The organism is Streptomyces sp. NBC_00483, from assembly GCF_036013745.1.
Taxonomy (GTDB): Bacteria; Actinomycetota; Actinomycetes; order Streptomycetales; family Streptomycetaceae; genus Streptomyces.
Map to the genome: position 1 here is coordinate 9,979,437 of NZ_CP107880.1, position 19,404 is coordinate 9,998,840.

General features: G+C 71.9%; 11 protein-coding genes. 6 read left to right on the top strand and 5 right to left on the bottom strand.

Annotation, left to right across the window (positions count from 1 at the left end):
- Together OHA73_RS44635 and OHA73_RS44640 are read left to right on the top strand one after the other, a co-directional pair.
- A complete protein-coding gene (locus OHA73_RS44635; RefSeq protein WP_267073731.1) occupies positions 1-1,404 on the top strand; it encodes a DUF5060 domain-containing protein in 1,404 nt (467 codons plus the stop codon).
- A gap of 12 nt (positions 1,405-1,416) precedes the next feature.
- Positions 1,417-2,391, top strand: a complete 975-nt coding sequence (locus tag OHA73_RS44640) for a DUF5605 domain-containing protein (RefSeq protein WP_267073180.1) — start codon at positions 1,417-1,419, stop codon at positions 2,389-2,391.
- A gap of 6 nt (positions 2,392-2,397) precedes the next feature.
- Here OHA73_RS44640 and OHA73_RS44645 read toward each other — a convergent pair whose 3' ends face one another.
- Positions 2,398-3,897 (bottom strand): ABC transporter substrate-binding protein, encoded by a 1,500-nt coding sequence (locus OHA73_RS44645; protein WP_266725155.1) that lies wholly within the window; start codon positions 3,895-3,897, stop codon positions 2,398-2,400.
- A gap of 115 nt (positions 3,898-4,012) precedes the next feature.
- Here OHA73_RS44645 and OHA73_RS44650 point away from each other — a divergent pair, with 115 nt between their 5' ends.
- Complete coding sequence (locus OHA73_RS44650; RefSeq protein WP_267073178.1) at positions 4,013-6,019, top strand: hypothetical protein; 2,007 nt, start codon at positions 4,013-4,015, stop codon at positions 6,017-6,019.
- Positions 6,020-6,102: 83 nt separating this feature from the next.
- Here OHA73_RS44650 and OHA73_RS44655 read toward each other — a convergent pair whose 3' ends face one another.
- From OHA73_RS44655 to OHA73_RS44670, 4 genes are read right to left on the bottom strand one after another with little or no spacing between them, the layout of a single operon-like run.
- The gene (locus OHA73_RS44655; RefSeq protein WP_267073177.1) at positions 6,103-7,737 is read right to left on the bottom strand and encodes an acyltransferase; all 1,635 of its coding nucleotides are present in this window, start codon (positions 7,735-7,737) and stop codon (positions 6,103-6,105) included.
- Positions 7,727-9,037: a glycoside hydrolase family 28 protein gene (locus OHA73_RS44660; protein WP_267073176.1), complete on the bottom strand. Its 1,311-nt coding sequence runs from the start codon at positions 9,035-9,037 to the stop codon at positions 7,727-7,729. The genes OHA73_RS44655 and OHA73_RS44660 overlap by 11 nt, the downstream gene beginning before the upstream one ends.
- Positions 9,037-10,440 (bottom strand): glycoside hydrolase family 28 protein, encoded by a 1,404-nt coding sequence (locus OHA73_RS44665; RefSeq protein ID WP_267073175.1) that lies wholly within the window; start codon positions 10,438-10,440, stop codon positions 9,037-9,039. The genes OHA73_RS44660 and OHA73_RS44665 overlap by 1 nt, the downstream gene beginning before the upstream one ends.
- Positions 10,437-12,143 (bottom strand): hypothetical protein, encoded by a 1,707-nt coding sequence (locus OHA73_RS44670; RefSeq protein ID WP_267073174.1) that lies wholly within the window; start codon positions 12,141-12,143, stop codon positions 10,437-10,439. The genes OHA73_RS44665 and OHA73_RS44670 overlap by 4 nt, the downstream gene beginning before the upstream one ends.
- A gap of 259 nt (positions 12,144-12,402) precedes the next feature.
- Between OHA73_RS44670 and OHA73_RS44675 the strand changes: the two genes are divergently transcribed.
- The 3 genes from OHA73_RS44675 to OHA73_RS44685 are packed head-to-tail and all read left to right on the top strand — an operon-like array spanning position 12,403 to position 19,404.
- On the top strand, positions 12,403-14,994 hold the full coding sequence (locus tag OHA73_RS44675) for an alpha-L-rhamnosidase (protein WP_267073173.1): 2,592 nt from the start codon (positions 12,403-12,405) through the stop codon (positions 14,992-14,994).
- Positions 14,984-17,893 (top strand): glycoside hydrolase family 2 TIM barrel-domain containing protein, encoded by a 2,910-nt coding sequence (locus tag OHA73_RS44680; RefSeq protein ID WP_267073172.1) that lies wholly within the window; start codon positions 14,984-14,986, stop codon positions 17,891-17,893. Before OHA73_RS44675 ends, OHA73_RS44680 begins: the two co-directional genes overlap by 11 nt.
- Entirely contained in the window at positions 17,890-19,404 is a 1,515-nt protein-coding gene (locus OHA73_RS44685) for an alpha-L-fucosidase (protein ID WP_267073171.1), read from the top strand. The genes OHA73_RS44680 and OHA73_RS44685 overlap by 4 nt, the downstream gene beginning before the upstream one ends.

Sequence of the window (19,404 nt, forward strand, 5' to 3'; positions counted from 1 at the left end):
ATGACCGAACGCTGGGACGTCTTCGAACTGACCCTGACCGGACCCGCCACCGAAAACCCCTACCGGGACGTCGAGTTCGCCGCCGACTTCCGGCACGGCCACCGCGTCGTCCCCGTGACCGGCTTCTACGACGGGGACGGCACGTACACCGTCCGGTTCATGCCGGACCGGCAAGGACCGTGGACGTACACCACCCGCTCGACCGCCAGCGAACTGGACGGCGTGCGCGGGGAGTTCGTGTGCGTGCCGCCCGACCGCGGCAACCACGGGCCGGTACGGGTCGCGGGGCCGCGCACCTTCGCGTACGCCGACGGCACCCCGTCCCACCCCTTCGGAACCACCTGCTACCACTGGACCCACTACGAGGACGAGGAGCTGGAGGAGCGCACACTGGGCACCTTGGCACAGTCCCCGTTCAACAAGGTCCGGATGTGTCTGCTGCCCACACGTGCGATGACCCCGCCCCGACTTCCGTACCCGGGCATCGGAGAACGCCCGCCCGCACCAAGGGAGTTGGACACCACCCGCTTCGACCCGGAGTTCTTCCGCCGCTTCGAGCGCCGCGTCCGCGACCTGCGCGACCTCGGCATAGAGGCGGACATCATCCTCTTCCACCCCTACGACGAGGGGCACTGGGGCGTCGACGACATGAGCCGCGAGGACGACCTCGCCCTCGTCCGGTACGCGGTCGCCCGGCTCGCATCGCTGCGCAATGTCTGGTGGTCGATCGCCAACGAGTACGACTTCAACAAGGCCAAGACCGTCGACGACTGGAACCACATCGGCCGCCAGGTCCAACGCGCCGACCCTTACCAGCACTTGAGGTCCATCCACAACGGCACCCGCATGTACGAGTACGAGCGCATCTACGACTTCCGGACGCCGTGGACCACCCACCAGTCCATCCAGCACTGGGACGCCGCACTCGCCCCCGAGTGGCTCGACCGCGTACCGAAGCCGGTCGTCATCGACGAGATCGGCTACGAGGGGATCCTCGGCCGCCGCTGGGGCAACCTCACCGGGCAGGCACTGCTGCGCCAGTTCTGGCACGGCATGGCCGCCGGCGCGTACGTCGGGCACGGTGAGTGCTATCCGGAGCGGGATCCCGAGGGCACGGCATGGGTCTCCCGCGGTGGCCGGCTGCACGGCGAGGTGACACCGCGGCTCGCGTTCCTGCGCACGCTGTGGGAGCAGAGCCCCGACGCGGTGTTCAGCTACTTCGGCGACCGCCGCCACCGGCACCGGGAGGTGACGCTCCCGGAGGCGGGCGGCCCCTGGCGCCTCGACCTGATCGACACATGGAACATGACCGTCACGCCCTTGCCGGGCCCACCGCGCACGGGCCGGGTCCGGATTCCGCTGGACCACCGGCCGGACATGGCGCTGCGGATACGGAAGGCCTGACAGGGGAGTCCCATGCACACGAGACCGCGCAACCACACCCCGGTGCACGCCGACGGCACCCGCTTCCGGCACGCCGACGGCACGCCCTACCACCCGCTCACCACCACCGTCCCCCAGGCCGACGACGCCACCGTCCGCGCGCTGGGGCTCTCCCCGTTCAACCGGGTCCGCCTCACGGGATCCCGCACGCTTCCCCTCGGCGCACTCGACCGTCAGGTCGCCGCCCTCGCCTCCGTCGGCATCCAGGCGGAGGTCGACCTCACCGGCCGCGACATCCCGGAGACCGTGGACCGCCTGGCCCCCCACCCCAACGTGTGGTGGTGCGCCCCGCCGGACCACGAGGCCCAGACCGACATCCTGGAACACGACCACGGCCACCACCCGCTCACCGTGCACGGCCCGCCCGACACCGACTTCGGTGCCCCCTGGATCACCCACGCCTCCGTGCGCGACCCGCAGACCCGCACCGTCTCCCGCCTCGTCCACGAACTCGGCAAACCGGTCCTGCTCGACACGTGCGGCGCCGAGGGCGACGCGCCCGAAGACGCCGAACAGGCGTTGCCCGGCCAGGAGTTGATGTGCCGCGTCTGGGAGGCGGTGTGCCGCGGCGGCTACGCGGCCCACGCCGAGACATGGGGGCCCACCCCGTGGAGCCGGTGCGGCGGGAGCCCGGCCGGGACGGCGGTGGCGCGGTTCGCGTTCCTGCGCGACGTCCTCGACGCCGCGCCCTCGGGCCTGGCCCACGCCCCGGAGACGTACGACGCGTCGACGCTGGAGGCGCCGGGGGAGTATCTGCTCCAGTACCTGGGCCCGCACCGCTACCCGCGCCGCCCCTTCACCCTCGCCGAGGGCGCCTGGTCCGTCGAGGTCGTCGACACCTGGAACATGACGGTGCAGCCGCGGCCCGAGGTGTCCGGCGGCGCCCCGGTCGAGGTGTCGCTGCCCGCGCAGCCGTACCTCGCGATACGGCTGCGCAGGCGGGGTTGACGCGACTCACCAGTCCTTGCCGGAGGCCGCCTGCGCCTTGATGTACGCCGGGATGTCCACGGTCTCCGCGACCTTCAGCGCCGAGGACACCCGCAGGCCGTCCTTGAGGACGTGCTGGCGGAACACCATGTACATCGGGATGTCCCAGTACTCGGTGTTCTTGTAGTCCTTGACGACGGCGTTGTCGCCCCAGAACACCCCAGAGGTGTCGATCCCGGCCAGCTCGGGGATCGCCTTGCCGAACGCCGCCTCCACCGCGCCCGACCGCAGCGTCGGCTTCATGGCGTACCGGGACAGCTCCACCTGTGCCTCCTGCGACACCAGCCACTTCAGCACCTGCAGTGCCTCGGCCTTCTTCGTCGACTGCGGCGGCAGGAAGGCGGCCATGGTGTTGGGCTGGTAGACGGCCTTGTCGCCGCTGCCCAGCACCGGCACCGAGGTGACACCCAGCTCGATGTTCTTGGCGAGCTCACGCCACTCGGCCGCGTCGTCGGGCTCCAGGTAGAGGTCGTTGAGGGCGTACCCGCCGAGCTTGCGCAGATTGTCGACGGCCATGGCGACATGCCCGGTCAGCAGGTAGTCGTCGACCGTGGTGAAGATGTTGTGCGGCAGGAGCAGGAACCGCTCCAGGTTGGCGCCGAGCCGCTGCCAGCCCGCCGACGTGATGTCGATCTTCACGTCCTCGGGCTTCGGGTTCTCGCTCGCGCCCGGCGCGAACGGGTACAGGCCCAGCTGATTGCCCTCCAGGTACTGGTCCGGGTGCTGCAGATAGCCCTTGTACGCGACGAGGTCCTGCTCGAACGTGAGCTTCTTGGCGAGCCGGAACGCCTCGTCGTACGTCGTGCCGTTCGTCGGCGGCCGCACCCCCTTCATGTCGAAGATCTTCTTGTTGTAGTAGAGGACGTACTCGTCGATGAACAGCGGCACACCGTACACGCCGCCGTCCGACCGGGATCTGACGATCTCGACCGCGGCCGGGTTGAGGGCGCCCAGGTCGATGCCGGTCGAGCGCAGGTCGTCGGTGAGGTCGCGGACCCAGCCGCGCGGCTCCAGGTCGCGGTCGATGCGGCGGCGCGGGTCCTCCAGGACGATGTCCGGCACGACGCCGGCCTTGTCGAGGTCCTCGTAGCGGATCGGGTAGTCCCAGGCCGCCCACTTGAACTTCATGCCGGGGAACGCGGCGCGCAGCTTGTCGCCGATGACCTTCTCGAAGAAGCCCGCGTACTCGAAGGGCTTGTAGTTGGCCATGAAGATGAAGATCTCGTCGTCGCAGACCTCGAACGGCTCGTCGTACTTGTTCGGGATCGTCGTGCAGGTGGCGCCGGTGGACGACGTGCGTACGGACGTCCGGGCGGTGCTCTTGACCGCGGTGGCCTGCGCCGGAGTCGACGCGGCGAGCGTGACGCCGGTGAGCGCCGCCGCGCCCATCGTCGCTCCGGTGGTCACGACCTTGCGCCGGCTCGGGCCTGAAGGCTGCTGTTCTGGGGCGTTCGGTGTTGCGCTCATAGAGATTCTCCTGTCGATGACGCTCGGGAACTCCACTGGTATGCCACCTGGATGCCACAATGGTTCCGTCGTCCGTGGCGAGGGTCAACACCCGTGCGGGAACGGAGAGTTGAGAATGGTGCTCATAGGTGAGAAAGGCCGATTTCTGCGCCTCGACGAGGAGGGTGAGGGCCGGCTGCGCCTCACCCTCGGCACGGAGGGCGAACCGGACGCGGTCTGCGCCGCCATGGCGCTCGACGACCTGTTCGTGGTGTCCCTGGGCAGGCCGTGGACCCCGTCCAGGCCCGGGCTCGTGGCGCCGGACGTCAAGGGGGACGGCGAGGCCATCCGGGTGCGCGGCACCGTCGCGGACCACCCCGCGCTCGCTGTCGACCTGCGGCTCTGGTTCGAGAACGGCTTCCTGTACGTGGATGTGGAGTTCCGCAACGAAGGTGAATCCCCGCTGCGGGAAGCGGTGTTGGGGGTCGCCGTGCCGCTGCCCGCACGCCGCCCCGAGGCGGTGACCCTGCCCCAGGTGTACTACCGCGGCAACCCCTCGTCCGACCCGACCCGCACCGTGCCCCGCATGACCGGCGCCGACGGCTCGGGCCTGGTCGTCGAGGACCACCGGCTGCCCGTGCCCTGCGCCCACGCGGAATGGGGAGCCGGCGCGACAGCCTGGTATGCCACCCTGTATGCGGTGCGGCCGGGCGACGGCTCACTCGGGGCGCTGCCCGCCGGCCGGCGAGTGGCACTCGTCGGCGCCAGCGGCGCCACCCTGTTCGCGGGCCGCCCCGACACGGCGTACGTCCACAAGAACCGCACCGCCCCCTATGGCGGCGGCTACCTCGACCTGCCGCCCGGCGCCGCCCACCGCACCCGCCACGCCCTCGACTGGGGCCGCCCGGCACGCCGTGGGCACGGCTTCCGCGCCGCAGTCCACCGCGGCCTGGACCTCTACCGGCCGCGCGGCGCCCGCCCGTTGGACCTCGACGCGATCGTGCGGCACAAAGAGCGGGCCCTGGACCGGCGCTGGTATGACGCCGAAGGGGCGGCCGGTTACCTGAAGTTCATCAGCCCCGGCCACACGCCGGGCTTCATGTACGGCTGGACCGGCCAGGCCCTCAAGCTCGCCTGGTGCGACGCGCGCCTCGGCGTCGACCACGCGGAGCGGTGGCGCATCCAACGGGCCCGCAGCGCCGTGGACTTCTACCTCGACGGCAGCGCCGCCCCCGACGCCCCCGGCCTGCGCCTGAGCTTCTACGCCACCGAGGAACGCGCCTGGTCGGGCTTCACGCGCGACGACATCGGGCCGTTCGTCTCGGCCCGCGCCTACGGCGACACCCTGTGCGACCTCGCCGACGTGATCGAGCTGTTCCGCGCGCACGGACACGCCGTACCGCACCGCTGGGTGGCCGCGCTGCTCGACGGAGTGAACGCGACGTGCGGCGAGGGCGAGACGCCACCCCCGTACGGCTGGCGGCCCGACGGAAGCCCGCTGCCCGGCGACGGCTCGGCGGCCGGACTGCCCTGTGTCCTCGCCCTGTTGAAAGCGCACCGCGTCACCGGGGACCGCGACCTGCTGCGCCGCGCGGAGCGCCTCACGGACCTCTACCGGCGCCGCAACGCCACCGACTTCACCACCCCGTTCGCCCACGCCACCCTCGACGCCGCCTGCGAGGACAAGGAGGGCGGCATCGGCTACTTCCTGTGCGCCCTCGAACTCCTGCGGCTCACCGGCAAGAAGCGCTGGGCCACGGCCGCCCGGACAGCGGCCGACTGGCTGCTCACCTGGGTCTACCAGTGGGACCCGCCCTTCGAGAACGGATTCCGCACGACCGGCTGGCCCGGCGTCAGCGTCCAGAACCACCACGTCGACGTGTTCTTCCCCGCGTACGAACTCGCCCTCCTGGGCGACACGTTGAACGAGCCGATCTACCGCCGACTCGGCGAGACGACGCTGCACGCCTTCGGGCAGGGCATCTGCACCAGGCCGGGGGAGTGGGGTTTCCAGGGAGTGGGCGAACAGGCCGAGGGCTTCTTCCCCACCAACTGGCAGGACCGCGGCACGAGCAACACCTGGAACCCGTCGTGGGTGACGGCCCAGGTGCTGTCGCAGGCGTTGCGGATGCGGAATCGGTGAAGGTCGACCGCGGGTGAGGTGGTGCGGCGATGGGCCGGACCCGGCGCCTGTGCGGGACTGAGGGACCGGGCCTGACCGGCGCCTCAGCCCCGCACAGGCGGCAGCGGACGGTGCACACCACGCGGCCGGTACCCCAGTGCCTCCGACACACCAAGGTGCTCCGCCAGCAGCCACGTCACCGCCAGCCACATCTCCGTGCCCTGCAACCCGGGGCGGTGCGCGGGGCGTTCGCCCGGTTCCAGGGCGAACGAGAAGCCCGCGCCGTCGTGCCAGCGGTCGTCCAGGATGCGGTCCAGTTGGCTCCGCGCCCAGTCGCGGCCCTCGCCGAGCCGGTGGGTGGTCTGGCGTGCGCACAGCCACAGAGGATGGATCACGTCCAGGACGTCGCAGGCCGTGCCGCGGTCCGGGCCGAACCAGGCCGGGTCCTTGCTGTGGGTCAGGACCGTGTCGACGGTGCGCTCGGGGTACGGCAGGGGCAGGCCGAACTGTGCGTACGTGCCACGCGTCGCCCGGTAGAAGCCGTTCACCGGCTGCCGCAGGCCGTCCTCCGAGCGCCGGGCGCCCCACATGCCCTGCACCGGGTCGGCCCGGGTCAGCAGCCAGCCGAACAGCGTGTCCGTCAGCGGCGAAGGGCCCGCGGCGAAGTGCAGCGCCGTGCCCACCCCGTCCACCCAGTGCCCACTGCGCCATGCCTCGGTGCGCCAGGGCAGCGCGTCCAGGCGGCGCACCAGTTCCTCGGGCGACAGCTCCGTGACGGCGCGTACCGGGTGCGGGAAACGGGAGCCGAGCAGATCGAGGGCGTAGCCGACGGAGAGGATGTGGTACATCGCGTCGGAGTCGGACCAGGACGGCGCCGCGCGGCCGATCTCCGGGACCAGGCCCGTGGTCGGGTCCTGCAACTCCGCCAGCCGTGCGGTGAGTTGAGGGCCGCCCTCGCCCGGTGGCGGACCGTCCAGGAGCAGCGCCGCGATCTCCACCGCGTCGCACACCGCCCGCACCGTCGGCGCGGCGCCGGGGCGGTCCGTCCACGTCCCCGCGCTGTCGCGGCAGCGTTCGAGGAGCGCCGGTGCCTGCTCCCGCGCCCGCTCGGCGAATTGTTCGAGGCGGGCGTCAAGACTGCTTGACCTGCGCGGCGTCGTACCCGTGTCCCGGCGGTCGCGCAGCCGCCGCGCCGGGTTCCCCGCCGCGACCGACCAGGCGGGCAGGTCCTTGGTGACGACGGCGCCCGCCCCGATCACGCAGTGGTCGCCGATGGTGACGCCGTCCACGACGACCACGTGCGAGCCGATCCACACGTCGTCGCCGACCGTGATGCCCTGCGAGGTCAACGGCTGACGGTGCACGGGTGTGTCCGGCGCGAATCCGTGGTTGAAGCCGAGCAGCGACGTGTGCGCGCCCACCCGCACCCCGTCCCCGAACGTCACCCGGCCGCGGACCGTCGCGTACGGGTTGACGGTGCAGTCGCGGCCCGTGCGCACCTCGTCCGTGACGACGGCGTGCCCGCCGATGTACGAGCGGTCGCCCAGGTGCAGCGTGTCGGCATGGACCGCCGCCCACGGAGACACGAACACTCGCTCCCCGAACGAGGTATCCGCGATGCGCCCCAAAAGCTCCTTCTGGTGGGCGAGTTGGCGTGCCTGCTGCGTCGCGTCGCTGCGGCTCCAGAACTCCCAGGGGCAGTGGTCGAACCGTTCCGGCCGGGTCGTTTCAGTGTCCACCGGTCACCTCTTCCCGTACGAGGCCCTCCACATGCTCGACCCGATCGGCTTCGGTGAGGAAACCGAACTTGACGCCGGAAAGCCGTAGTTCACGGATCGGCGCATGGGCGTAGCCGCGGGCCAGGACGGCCCGCCGGGCACGGTCGACCGTGGTGTTGCTGACGCTGACGTCCCGCACCCGCGGCGGATAGCCACCCGTATCGCCCTCGCCGCGGTGGAAGTCGCACGTCACGAACTCCTTGGTGAGATTCGTGACCGTGAGACCGGTCAGGTGGATGTTCTCCGCGAAGCCTCCGCGCACCGAGTTCGTCTTGATGTAGAGACCGAAGTACAGGCCGGGTCCGCCGATGCGGCAGCGCCGCACGTACACGTTGCGGATGCCGCCGGTCATGTCGCTGCCCAGCGTGACGGCGCCGTAGCGATGCCGCAGCACACAGTCCTCGATCACGATGTTCTCGCTGGGCCGGTCCACCCGCCGCCCGTCCGCCTCCCGGCCCGACTTGATGGCGATGCAGTCGTCGCCGGCGGTGATGTCGCAGCGGCGGATCACCACGTCGCGGCAGGACTCGGGGTCGATGCCGTCGTTGTTGGGGCCGATGCTGTCGATGGTGACGTCCTGGATCAGGACGTTCTCGCTCAGCACCGGGTGGATCTCCCACATGGGGGAGCGGACGATCGTGACGCCCTCGACGAGCACTCCGTGGCAGCTCTGGAACTCGAGGAAGTTGGGCCGGAAGCGGTAACCGTCGGCGTAGACCCGGGACTCGACCGGGTCGCCGTCCTCCGCCTGCTGCCACAGCGCCGGCCAGTCCTCCTCCTGATGGCGTGTCCCGGGCAGCCAGCCGAACTCGGCCTGGCCCGACCACGGCCACCAGTGCGCGTCGTCGGCCTGCCCGTCGAGGACGCCCCGCCCGGTGACGGCGACGTTCCGCTCGTCGCGCGCGTACACCAGCGGCGAGTAGCCGTAGCACTCCACGCCCTGGAAGCGGGTGAGCACGGGAGGCAGATACGCGGCCGGGTCCCGGTGGAAGCGCAGGGTGGCGCCCTCCGCCAGATGCAGCTCCACATGGCTGCGCAGCCGGACGGGACCGGTGAGATAGCTGCCCGGCGGCACGGTCACCCTGCCGCCGCCCGCGGTGTGGCAAGCGGCGATCGCCCGGCGCAGCGCCGTGGAGCAGTCGGTGGCGCCGTCGCCCACCGCCCCGTACCGCGTGACGGGGAAATCCTGGTCGGGGAAGCGGGGACGGGCCACCCGCGCCACGACCGCGTCGGCCTCCCGCCACGGCGCGTCGGTGTCCATCAGACCGTCGCCTCCTCGCCGTTGATGGTGACTCGTTCGAGGACAAGGCCCTCGACATTGCGCAGTTCATTGGGGCCGGTCATGCCGTCGAAGGCGCAGTCGACGAGGCGTACGTCGCGGATCGGGTTGGCGGCGTTGCCGAACAGGGTCCAGGCGCGCGGTCCGCTCGCGGCCGTCAGGCGCCGCACCTCGATGCCGCGCACATCGGGGTAGTACGCCCCGGTGTCGATGTTCTCGTAGTTCAGCGCCACCTCGACGACGACGTCGCCGACCTGCCCCACCTCGATGTCGGTGCACAGCACGTCGCGTACGTAACCGCCGCGCACAGGATTGGACTTGATGCGGATCGCCCGGTCCAGGTCCGGACTGGACATGCGGCAGTCGCGGGCCACGATGTCGCCGACACCGCCGGTCGTCTCGCTGCCGACGGTGACACCGCCGTGTCCGTCGCGCATCTGGCAGCCCTCCACCAGGGCGTGCTCCATGGGGACGTTCACGCGCCGTCCGTCGGCGTTCTTTCCGGCCTTGAACGCGACGCAGTCGTCACCGGTGTCGAAGACGCAGTCCTTGATGTGGACGTAGGAGCAGGACTCGGGGTCGATGCCGTCGTTGTTGGGTCCGTTCGGACTGTCGACGGTGACGCCGCGCACCGTGACGCTCGTGCACAGCACCGGATGGATGTTCCACATCGGCGAGTTGCGGACCGTGACGCCCTCGATGAGCACGTCGCGGCAGCGGTAGAACTGCAGCAGATTGGGCCGCAGACGGTGGCCCTCGCCGAACACCCGCTGCTCGACCGGCACTCCGGCCTCCGCCCACGCGAGCAGCTGCTGCTTCTCCGGTGACTCGGGCGAGGGCCCGCCGTCGACGCCCTTCGTCCAGTCCCACCAGTGCGTGGCGTCGGCCTGTCCCTCCAGGATCCCGGCGCCCGTCACGGCGATGGTCCGGCAGCCGTACGCGTACACGAACGGCGAGTAGTTCATGCACTCGGTGCCCTCGTAGCGTGTGTACACGGCGGGCAGATACGCGGCCGGGTCCTGGCGGAAGCGCAGGGTGGCGCCCTTCTCCAGGTGCAGGTCGATGCGGTCGCGCAGATGCACCGCTCCGGTCAGCCAGTCGCCGGGCGGGACGACGACGCGCCCGCCGCCGGCCGCGGCGCAGGCCCTGATGGCGTCGCGGATCGCGGCGGTGCAGTCGTGTACGCCGTCGCCGACCGCGCCGTGGTCGGTGATGGACACGGTGCGGCGCGGGAACCGGGGGACGCGGATGCCCGCGAGGATGCGCCGCGCGCGCCGGTCCGCCTCTGCTCCCGAGGACGCGGCCCGTGCGACGGTGGGGGAGACCAGCAGCGCGGCGCCGGCGCCCGCGGCGGCGAGGAAGGCTCTGCGGCCGGGGGCGCTCACCAGGACCACTCCTGGTCCGGGACGTGCAGCGTGTGCTCGCGCAGCTTCGCCTGCGGCTCGATCGTGCGGGCGGTGTACATGGGGCGGGTCCTGCCTTCCGGTTCGATGCCGATGACGTCGTCGCCGCGCCAGCGCACTTCGTACGTGCGCCCGGCCGCGGTCTCCTCGGTGACCCGCTCCGGCAGCGGGAACGTGACGGTGATGAGCTCGCCCGCCCGCGGCGCCGCAAGACGCAGCATGCCGTCCGGCGCCCACAGGCCCGGCTCGGAGCCGTGCGCGGTGTGCCCGGCGCGCTCGACCCGCAGCCGTGCGTACCCGGCCCACTCGGGCACCCGCATCCGCACCTCGCCGCAGTCGGCGCGTACGTGAAGGTCCACGCGACCTTCGTGCGGCAGATGACTGTGTACGTCGACGTGGGCGCTGCCCCGGTTGAGCAGCAGGTTCACCCGGACCAGGCGCGCGTCGCCGGTGACGGCCGCCGCCCAGCCGGTGAACAGGCCGCGCACCCCGGAGCCGATGCAGCACGCCTGCACGTCGGCGGTGTGGCCGCGGCCGAGCACGGCGTCGTTGACGTAGTCGTTGGGTGCGCCGTATCCGGCGAACGCTCCGCGCACCCGCTCGCCCACCCGGTGCCGGGTGATCCAGCCGGGCTCGTCGAGCGACCGGTCGGGCGCCGAGCGCACCCAGGACACGTCGGTGAGCTGGGATGCCGTCAGATGGTTGCGCAGGAACCGCTCGACGACCGGCCAGTACGCGTGGTGTCCGGCCCGGGCCAGTGTCGTGCCGATGCCGATGAGGTCCACGAGCGAGCACGTCTCGTGCTCGAAGCGCTGCCCGGCGAGATCGCCCGGCGTCCAGCCGAACGCCGTGCACCGGCCGAGCGCCCAGTCGAACGCCCGCCGTACGAACGCGGTCAGGGCGTGGTCCCCGGTGAACAGCGCGTACTTGGCGATGCCGTCGAGGGTGCCGAGCCGGGTGTGGAAGTGGCCGCTGCGGTAGGCGAGCGCCGCGTTGAACGAGCCGTCCTCGCCGAACACCCCGCTGTGATGGGTGATCAGTCGCGTGAACCAGCCGCACAGCTCCAACGCCTGAGCATTTCCGGTGAGTTGGTGCCAGCGCAGCAGCGGCATGATGAGGCGTCCGCAGAACGACGCGGGATCGGGCGCCAGGTGCAGCTGCACCGCGTGCGCCGACGGCCAGCCGTCGCGGGTGTACTCCGAGGCCGGGTAGTACCAGACGTCGCGCTCCTTGACCGCGATCCGGTGCAGCGCCGCGACCTGCCGGTCGGCCGCCTCGGCGACGACCGGGTCCCCGTCCTCCTGGTACCAGGTGGTGAGCGCGAGCAGCGTGGCGCGCTGGTCGATCAGCCCTGCCGTCGCCTCCCAGTGGCCGCGCGGATGGGTGCGCCGCCAGGTCAGGCCGTCCGGGCCGAGCAGGTCGAGGAGTGTCTTCTTGTACGCCTTCTCGGTTGCTGCCCACCAGTCGGCGCCGGTCATCCGGCGGGCCAGTACGCAGGCGTCCGTGAGCCGGCCGTGACTGGAGCCGTAGTCCCAGTCGCCGTGCCGCAGTTCGGCCGGTTCGGCGAGCAGATCGGCCATGAAGAAGGGGATGCCGTCGAGATCCGGGTCGGCCAGCTGAACGACGGCGTTCATGGCGAGCTCGGCGCGTTCTTCCAGAAGCAGGGTTGCTGGTATGCCAGTCATCTGTGTCTCGCCGTCTCGAAGTCCGAAGGAGCGGTGCTGAGGGCGAACGCCAAGAACGCTAGGCGGGCCGGTCAGGAGCGTCAAGAGGCCGGAAAGCGCAGGACAGGGCCAAGTCGACGGCTTTGAAGGGGTGTTGACGCCGCGTGGGGGCGCGCTTACGGTTCGGGATGTCCGTCGAGGGAAGGTGGCATGCCACCTGGCACGGCGGTGCGGGTCGCGGGCCCGCGCCACCCCGCCCCGCCACGAGGGAGGCCCGACCATGACCCGGCAACCGCCGCCCCACACTCTGCGTACCGCCCACCTCACCGACCCCCTGGGCGTCGACGACCAACACCCGGACCTCGCCTGGCAGTTGGCGCGCGGTCGGCAGGCCGCCTATCAGGTGCAGGCCGCTACCACGGCCGCCCTGCTCGCCGACGGCACCTGCGACCTGTGGGACAGTGGCCGCGTTCCCGGCACGGTCCATACCGGCGTCCACTACGACGGCAAGGCGCCCGGCGCGCGGCAGCGCGTGTGGTGGCGGGTACGCGTGTGGGAGTCGCGCGCACCGGACCACGAGGAGGACGGTCCGACCGCCTGGAGCGCACCCGCGACCTGGGAGACCGGACTACCTACCGCCGCCGACTGGGCGGACGCCGAGTGGATCACCGCACCGGACCTGCGCCCCGGCGACCCCCTGCCCCTCCTCGTCCGCGACCTCGCCCTCCCCGCCACCCCCGTCCGCGCCCGCCTGTACGCCACCGCACTCGGCGTCTACGAGGCCTTCGTCAATGGCGCACACGCCGGCGACGCCCGCCTCGAACCCGGCTGCACCGCCTTCGACAAACGCCTGCTCTACGCCACGTACGACGTCACCGACACGCTGCGGGCCGGAGCCAACACGATCGGCATCGCCCTCGGCAACGGCATCGCGCGCGTCCTCGAATCCGACGGCCGCTACACCAAACTGCGCGCCGACCACGGCAGCCCCCGCGCCCTCGCGCTCCTGTACGCCGAGTACGCGGACGGCACCACGACCACCGTGGTCACCGACCCGAGCTGGCGCACGCATCCCGGCCCGGTCACCCTGTCGGCCTGGTTCGGCGGTGAGGAGTACGACGCCCGCCTCGAACCCGACGACTGGCACCGCCCCGGCGCCGACCGCGGCGGCTGGCGGCCCGCCGTCCCCGCGCCGCTGCCCACCGCCGTCGCCCTGACGGCGCGCGCCCATCCGCCGGTCGAGGTCGTCGACACCCTCACGCCCGTCTCCGTCAGCGAGCCGCGGCCCGGCGTGCACGTCTTCGACCTCGGCACGAACATCGCGGGACGGCCGTGCCTCGACGTGACCGGGCCCGCCGGCACCTCCGTGGTGATCCGGCCGGCCGAGCTCCTGGCGCCGGACGGCACCGTCAACCAGCGGTTCACCGGCACGCCCTGCTTCGACCGCTACACCCTGCGCGGCGACCCCGACGGCGAACGCTGGCGACCCGCCACCGTCTACCACGGCTTCCGCTGGCTCCAGGTCGAAGGGCTGCCCGCACCGCCCGCGCCGGACACCCTGCGTGGCGAGGTGATGCGGGTCGCCAACACCCCAGCGGGCGGCTTCCGTTGCTCGTCCGAGCTGCTCAACGGGGTCCACCGGCTGATCGACCGCGCCGTCCAGAGCAACATGTACAGCCTGCTCACCGACTGCCCGCACCGCGAGAAGCTCGGCTGGCTCGAACAGGTGCACCTCGTCTTCCCCGCCGTCGCCCACGGCTACGACGTCGCCGCGCACTACCGCAAGCTGGTGCGCGACATGGCCGACGCGCAGACCGCCTCCGGCCTCGTACCGGACATCGCCCCCGAGTACACCGTCTTCGAGGACAAGTTCCGCGACGACGCCAACTGGGGCGGCGCGCTGGTCCTCGCGCCGTGGTGGCTGCACCGCACCTACGGCGACACCGCCACGCTGCGCGCCCACTACCCGCGCATGCTCCGCTACCTCGACCATCTGCACTCCCGCTCGCCCGACGGGCTGATCCTCGAGCACGGGCTCGGCGACTGGATGGCCTTCGACACCTCCACCCCCAAGGCCGTCACCGCGACCTTCGCCCACCAGCGGATCGTCACCGCGCTCGGTGACATCGCCGAGGCGATCGGCGCGCACGGCGACGCCGCCGCCCACCGCCGCCTGGCGAGCGACATCGCCGACGCCTTCCACCGGCGGTTCCACGACGCGGACCGGCACACCTACGGCAGCGGCAGCCAGGCCTGCGACGCGCTCGCCCTCGCGGCGGGCGCCGTCCCTCCCGAAGAGACGCGAGCCGTCCTCGACCACCTCGTCGCGGGCATCCGCGCCGCGGGCGACCACGTGACCGTCGGCGAGATCGCCCTGCCGTCACTGCTGCGCGCCCTGTCCGACCACGGCCGCGACGACGTCGTATGGGACCTGCTCAGCCGCACCGACAACCCCAGCTACGGCTATCAACTCGCCCACGGTGCGACGGCGTTGACGGAACGCTGGGACGGCCCGACCCGAGGTTCCTCGCAGAACCACTACATGCTCGGCGCGGCCTCCGAGTGGCTGGTCGGCTCACTGGCCGGTCTGCGTCAGGCCCCGGACTCGGTCGCGTACGAGCACATCGTGGTACGTCCTGCCCCTGTCGGCGACCTGACCTGGGCGAGCGCCTGGTACGACACCCCGCGCGGCCGGGCCTCCGTGGCCTGGCACCGGGACGCGGACGTCTTCCGTCTGACGGTCACGCTGCCGCCCGGCGCCGACACCCGGGTGGAGCTGCCGCTGCCCAACGGCGACCGTGACGTACGCCAAGTGCCGCCAGGCAGCCATGAGTTCACGGTGCCCGGAGACTGGAGCCCCGATGTCGCCTGACGACCGGCAGGCGCACCGCATGCCCTACTGGGCCGACTTCACGCCCGGCACAGGCCTGCGCCGCCCACCCCGCATCGCCCCGCTCCCGTCCGGCGCCGCCCGCCTCGACCTGGGCGGGGCCTGGTCGTTCCGGCTCTCGCCGACCGCCCGCGCGCCACTCGACTTCCTGACCGGGCCGCCGGCCCACGGCGCGGACGCCTGGTCGCCGCTGCCCGTCCCTTCGCACTGGGTGCTGCACGGCCACGGCGTCCCCCGCTACACCAACACCGCCTACCCGTTCCCCATCGACCCGCCCCACGTCCCCGACGCCAACCCCACCGGCGATCACCACCGCACCTTCGACCTGCCCGACGGCTGGCGCATCGGCGGCAGCGTCCTGCGGTTCGACGGCGTCGACTCGGCTTGCAAAGTCTGGCTCAACGGGCAGGAGTTGGGCACGTCGAAGGGGAGCCGGCTGCCCGTCGAGTTCGACGCGGCCCACGCCCTGCGCCCAGGCCGCAACGACCTCGCCGTTCGCGTCCATCGCTGGTCGTCCGGCAGCTACCTGGAGGACCAGGACATGTGGTGGCTGCCCGGGATCTTCCGCGACGTCACCCTCCTGGAGCGCCCTCCGGGAGGCATCGACGACTGCTTCGTGCACGCGGACTACGACCATGTGCGCCGCGAAGGACGACTGGGCGTCGACACCTCGGCACCGGACGCCCGCCTCACCGTCCCCGAACTCGGCATCCATGAGCATCCCGCCGGCCGGAGCCTCACCCTGCCGGGCGTGGAACCCTGGAGCGCCGAACAACCCCGTCTCTACGACGCCGAGTTGTGTACCGACACCGAACGCGTACGGCTGCGCATCGGCTTCCGTACCGTCGCGATCGTCGACGGCCGCTTCACCGTCAACGGCGCCCCCGTACTGCTGCGCGGCGTCAACCGGCACGAGCACGACCCCGACCGGGGCCGCGCCCTCGACCTCCCCACGATGCGTCGCGACGTCGAGCTGATGAAGGCGCACAACATCAACGCCGTGCGCACCGCCCACTACCCGCCGCACCCCGCCTTCCTCGACCTCTGTGACGAACTGGGCCTGTGGGTGATCGACGAGTGCGACATCGAGACCCATGGATTCATCCACGCCGACTGGGCGGGCAATCCGATAGACGACCCGCGCTGGCGCCCGATGCTCCTGGACCGGATGCAGCGCATGGTCGAACGGGACAAGAACCACCCCAGCGTCGTCATCTGGTCCCTGGGCAACGAGAGCCACGCAGGAACCAACCTCGCCGACCTCGCGACCTGGACCCGCGACCGCGACCCCTCCCGTCCCCTGCACTACGAACGCGACCGTACCTACCGCCACTCCGACTTCTACAGCCTCATGTACGCGCCGGTGGACGACGTCGACGGCATCGGCCGCCGTGCCGAGCCGGTGCCGCCCGAGAACGCGGACCATCCCGAACTGGAGGAGCGGAGGCGCCAGTTGCCCTTCCTGCTGTGCGAGTACGCACACGCCATGGGCAACGGGCCGGGATCCCTGGAGGAGTACCAGCGCACCCTGGAGCAACACCCGCGCTGCGCCGGGGCGTTCGTGTGGGAGTGGATCGAGCACGGCTTCCGGCGCACCACCGAAGACGGCCGGGAGTTCTTCGCGTACGGAGGCGACTTCGGCGACCGGCCGCACGGCGGCACATTCTGCGTCGACGGCCTCGTCCACCCCGACCGCACTCCGTCTCCGGGCCTCGCCGCGTACAAGAAGGCCATTGAACCCGTCGGCATCACTATCGAGTCGGCTGATCCGGGGCGGATCACCGTGCGCAACCGCCACGACGTCCGCGACCTGTCGCACCTGCGCTTCACCTGGACAGCCGGGCGCGAGGGACTGCCGTGTGCCCAGGGCGAGTTGAAGGTTCCCGCCGTGGCCGCCCGTCAGTGCGTGGACGTGCCGCTGCCCACCGTGGACACCACGGGCGACGGGGAGGTGTGGCTGACCGTACGTGCCGTACTCGCCGCGGACGCACCTTGGGCACCCGCCGGGCACGAGGTCGCCTGGGCGCAGGCCCGCCTGGCCGGTCCACGCCACCGTGCGACGGCCGCGCCTTCCGTACCCGCGACGACGGCCGCCCCGCTCCTCGACGGCCCCCACCTCGACATCTGGCGCGCCCCCACCGACAACGACCGCGGCATGGGCGACAACTCCGTGCTGCGCGAGTGGCGTTCGGCCGGCCTCGACCGGCTCGTGCCCCGCACCCTGGCCGAGGGGCCCCATGGCGCCGAGGTCCGGCTCGCGCCCGAGGGGTTCCCGCACGGCCTGCGCATGCGGCACGAGTGGACCGAGGACGGCGACGCGTGGCGCCTCGCCGTCGAGATCACCCCCGAGGGGCCCTGGGGCGAGCGCACCCTCCCCAAGGCCGGCGTCCGCTTCACCCTGCCCGACCGCTTCGACCGGATCCGCTGGTACGGCAAGGGCCCGGGGGAGGCGTACCCGGACAGTGAACACGCCGCCCGTGTCGGCCTGTTCACCTCCACCGTGGCCGCCCTGCAGACCCCGTACGTCGTGCCCCAGGAGAACGGGCGGCGGGCCGACGTCCGCTGGGCCGAGCTCACCGACCCGGCCACCGGCGAAGGCCTGCGCGTCGAGGCCGCCGACCCCGACCGCCCCTTCGGCCTCACCGTCCGCCCCTGGAGCACCGAGGCCCTGGACGCCGCCGCCCACCCCTGCGACCTCACCCCCGACGGCCGCCTCCACCTGCACATCGACATCGCCCAGCACGGACTCGGCAGCGCCTCCTGCGGCCCCGGCCCGCTGCCGCAGCACCAACTGCACCCGCAGCACTGGCGGTTCGCCCTGCTGCTGCGCCGCCCGGAAGCGCCCGCACCGGGGCCGACATCAGGAGAGGCAACCGTATGAGCAGCGTCGAAGAGCTCCGCCCCGCGGAGACCGGACGTGCGCCCTTCACCCCCGACTGGGCGTCCCTGCGCCGGCACCGCGTCCCGGACTGGTTCCGCGACGCCAAGCTGGGCATCTGGTCGCACTGGGGCCCGCAGTGCGCGGCACGCCGCGGCGACTGGTACGCCCGCCACCTCTACGGCCCCTACTCCGGCACCGAGGACTTCGAGGTCGAGCGCACCGCCCGCCAGACCGCTCACCACCGCGCCCACTACGGGCACCCCTCCCGTTTCGGCCACAAGGACCTGTGCCACCAGTGGCGCGCCGAACGCTTCGACCCCGAAGCGCTGATGGACCGGTTCCGGCGCGCGGGCGCCCGCTACTTCGTCTCCCTCGCCGCCCACTGCGACAACTTCGACCTGTGGGACTCCGCGCACCAGCCGTGGAACTCCGTCAACGTCGGCCCGCGCACCGACATCGTCGCCCGCTGGGCCGTCGCTGCCCGCACCGCCGGCCTGCGCTTCGGCATCTCCATGCACGCCGGCTCCTGGACCTGGCGTTGGCTCGACGCCGCGTACGGAGCGGACGCCGAAGGCCCGTACGACGGTCACCTCACCGCCGCCGACGGGCGCGGCACCTGGTGGGAGGGGCTCGACCCGCGCGCCCTGTACGGGCCGCCGCGGAAGCCCGGCGACGTACCCACGGCCGCGTTCGTCGACGACTTCTACGCCCGGCTGCGCGACGTCACCGAACGCCACGACGCCGACCTCGTCTACCTCGACGACTCCCGGATGCCCTTCGACGAGGGCAGCGTGTGCGTCGCCGACGGGCCGAGCCGCCGCCGCGGCCCGGAGTTCCTCGCCGACTACTACAACCGCACACCGGACGGGGCCGTCAGCATCAAGACCATCGCCGACGAGGACCGCGGCGCCGTCCTCCTCGACGTCGAACGCCACCAGCTCAGCGGCATCGACCCGCACCCGTGGCAGTACGACACCAGCATCGGCGACTGGTTCTACCGCGACGGCGAGCAGTACAAGAGCGCACAGGAGCTCGTACACCTGCTCGTCGACACCGTCAGCAAGAACGGCTGCCTGCTCCTCAACGTGCCCCAGCTGCCCGACGGCACCCTCGACGACGAGGTCAGCAGCGTCCTCGACTCCCTCGGCGCCTGGATGCGGGTCTGCGGCCCGGCGCTGTACGGCACCCGTCCCTGGACCGTGTACGGCGAGGGCCCCACGAACGTGAGCGGCTCCAAGGCCCGCGAGAGCCGGCTCACCTACACCTCGCGCGACCTCCGCTTCACCCGCGCCCCCGACGAGGAGGTCGTGTACGCGTTCGTCATGTCCTGGCCCGACGACCGCAGGATCCGCATCCACAGCCTCGCCGGCGCCACCCCGCCCCGCGAGGTCACGCTGCTGGGCGCGCCGGAACAGCCCACGTGGACGGCGGGGCCCGAAGGACTCGACGTACGGCTGCCCGACCGGCCGCCCACCCCGTACGTCCAGGTCCTCCGCCTCGACTGGACCTGA

What these genes read in the sequence shown, in the direction of transcription:
- OHA73_RS44635 (WP_267073731.1), top strand. Translation starts at nt 1, where the DNA reads ATGACCGAACGCTGGGACGTCTTCGAACTGACCCTGACCGGACCCGCC.
- OHA73_RS44640 (WP_267073180.1), top strand. Translation starts at nt 1,417, where the DNA reads ATGCACACGAGACCGCGCAACCACACCCCGGTGCACGCCGACGGCACC.
- OHA73_RS44645 (WP_266725155.1), bottom strand. Translation starts at nt 3,897, where the DNA reads ATGAGCGCAACACCGAACGCCCCAGAACAGCAGCCTTCAGGCCCGAGC.
- OHA73_RS44650 (WP_267073178.1), top strand. Translation starts at nt 4,013, where the DNA reads ATGGTGCTCATAGGTGAGAAAGGCCGATTTCTGCGCCTCGACGAGGAG.
- OHA73_RS44660 (WP_267073176.1), bottom strand. Translation starts at nt 9,037, where the DNA reads ATGGACACCGACGCGCCGTGGCGGGAGGCCGACGCGGTCGTGGCGCGG.
- OHA73_RS44670 (WP_267073174.1), bottom strand. Translation starts at nt 12,143, where the DNA reads ATGACTGGCATACCAGCAACCCTGCTTCTGGAAGAACGCGCCGAGCTC.
- OHA73_RS44675 (WP_267073173.1), top strand. Translation starts at nt 12,403, where the DNA reads ATGACCCGGCAACCGCCGCCCCACACTCTGCGTACCGCCCACCTCACC.
- OHA73_RS44680 (WP_267073172.1), top strand. Translation starts at nt 14,984, where the DNA reads ATGTCGCCTGACGACCGGCAGGCGCACCGCATGCCCTACTGGGCCGAC.
- OHA73_RS44685 (WP_267073171.1), top strand. Translation starts at nt 17,890, where the DNA reads ATGAGCAGCGTCGAAGAGCTCCGCCCCGCGGAGACCGGACGTGCGCCC.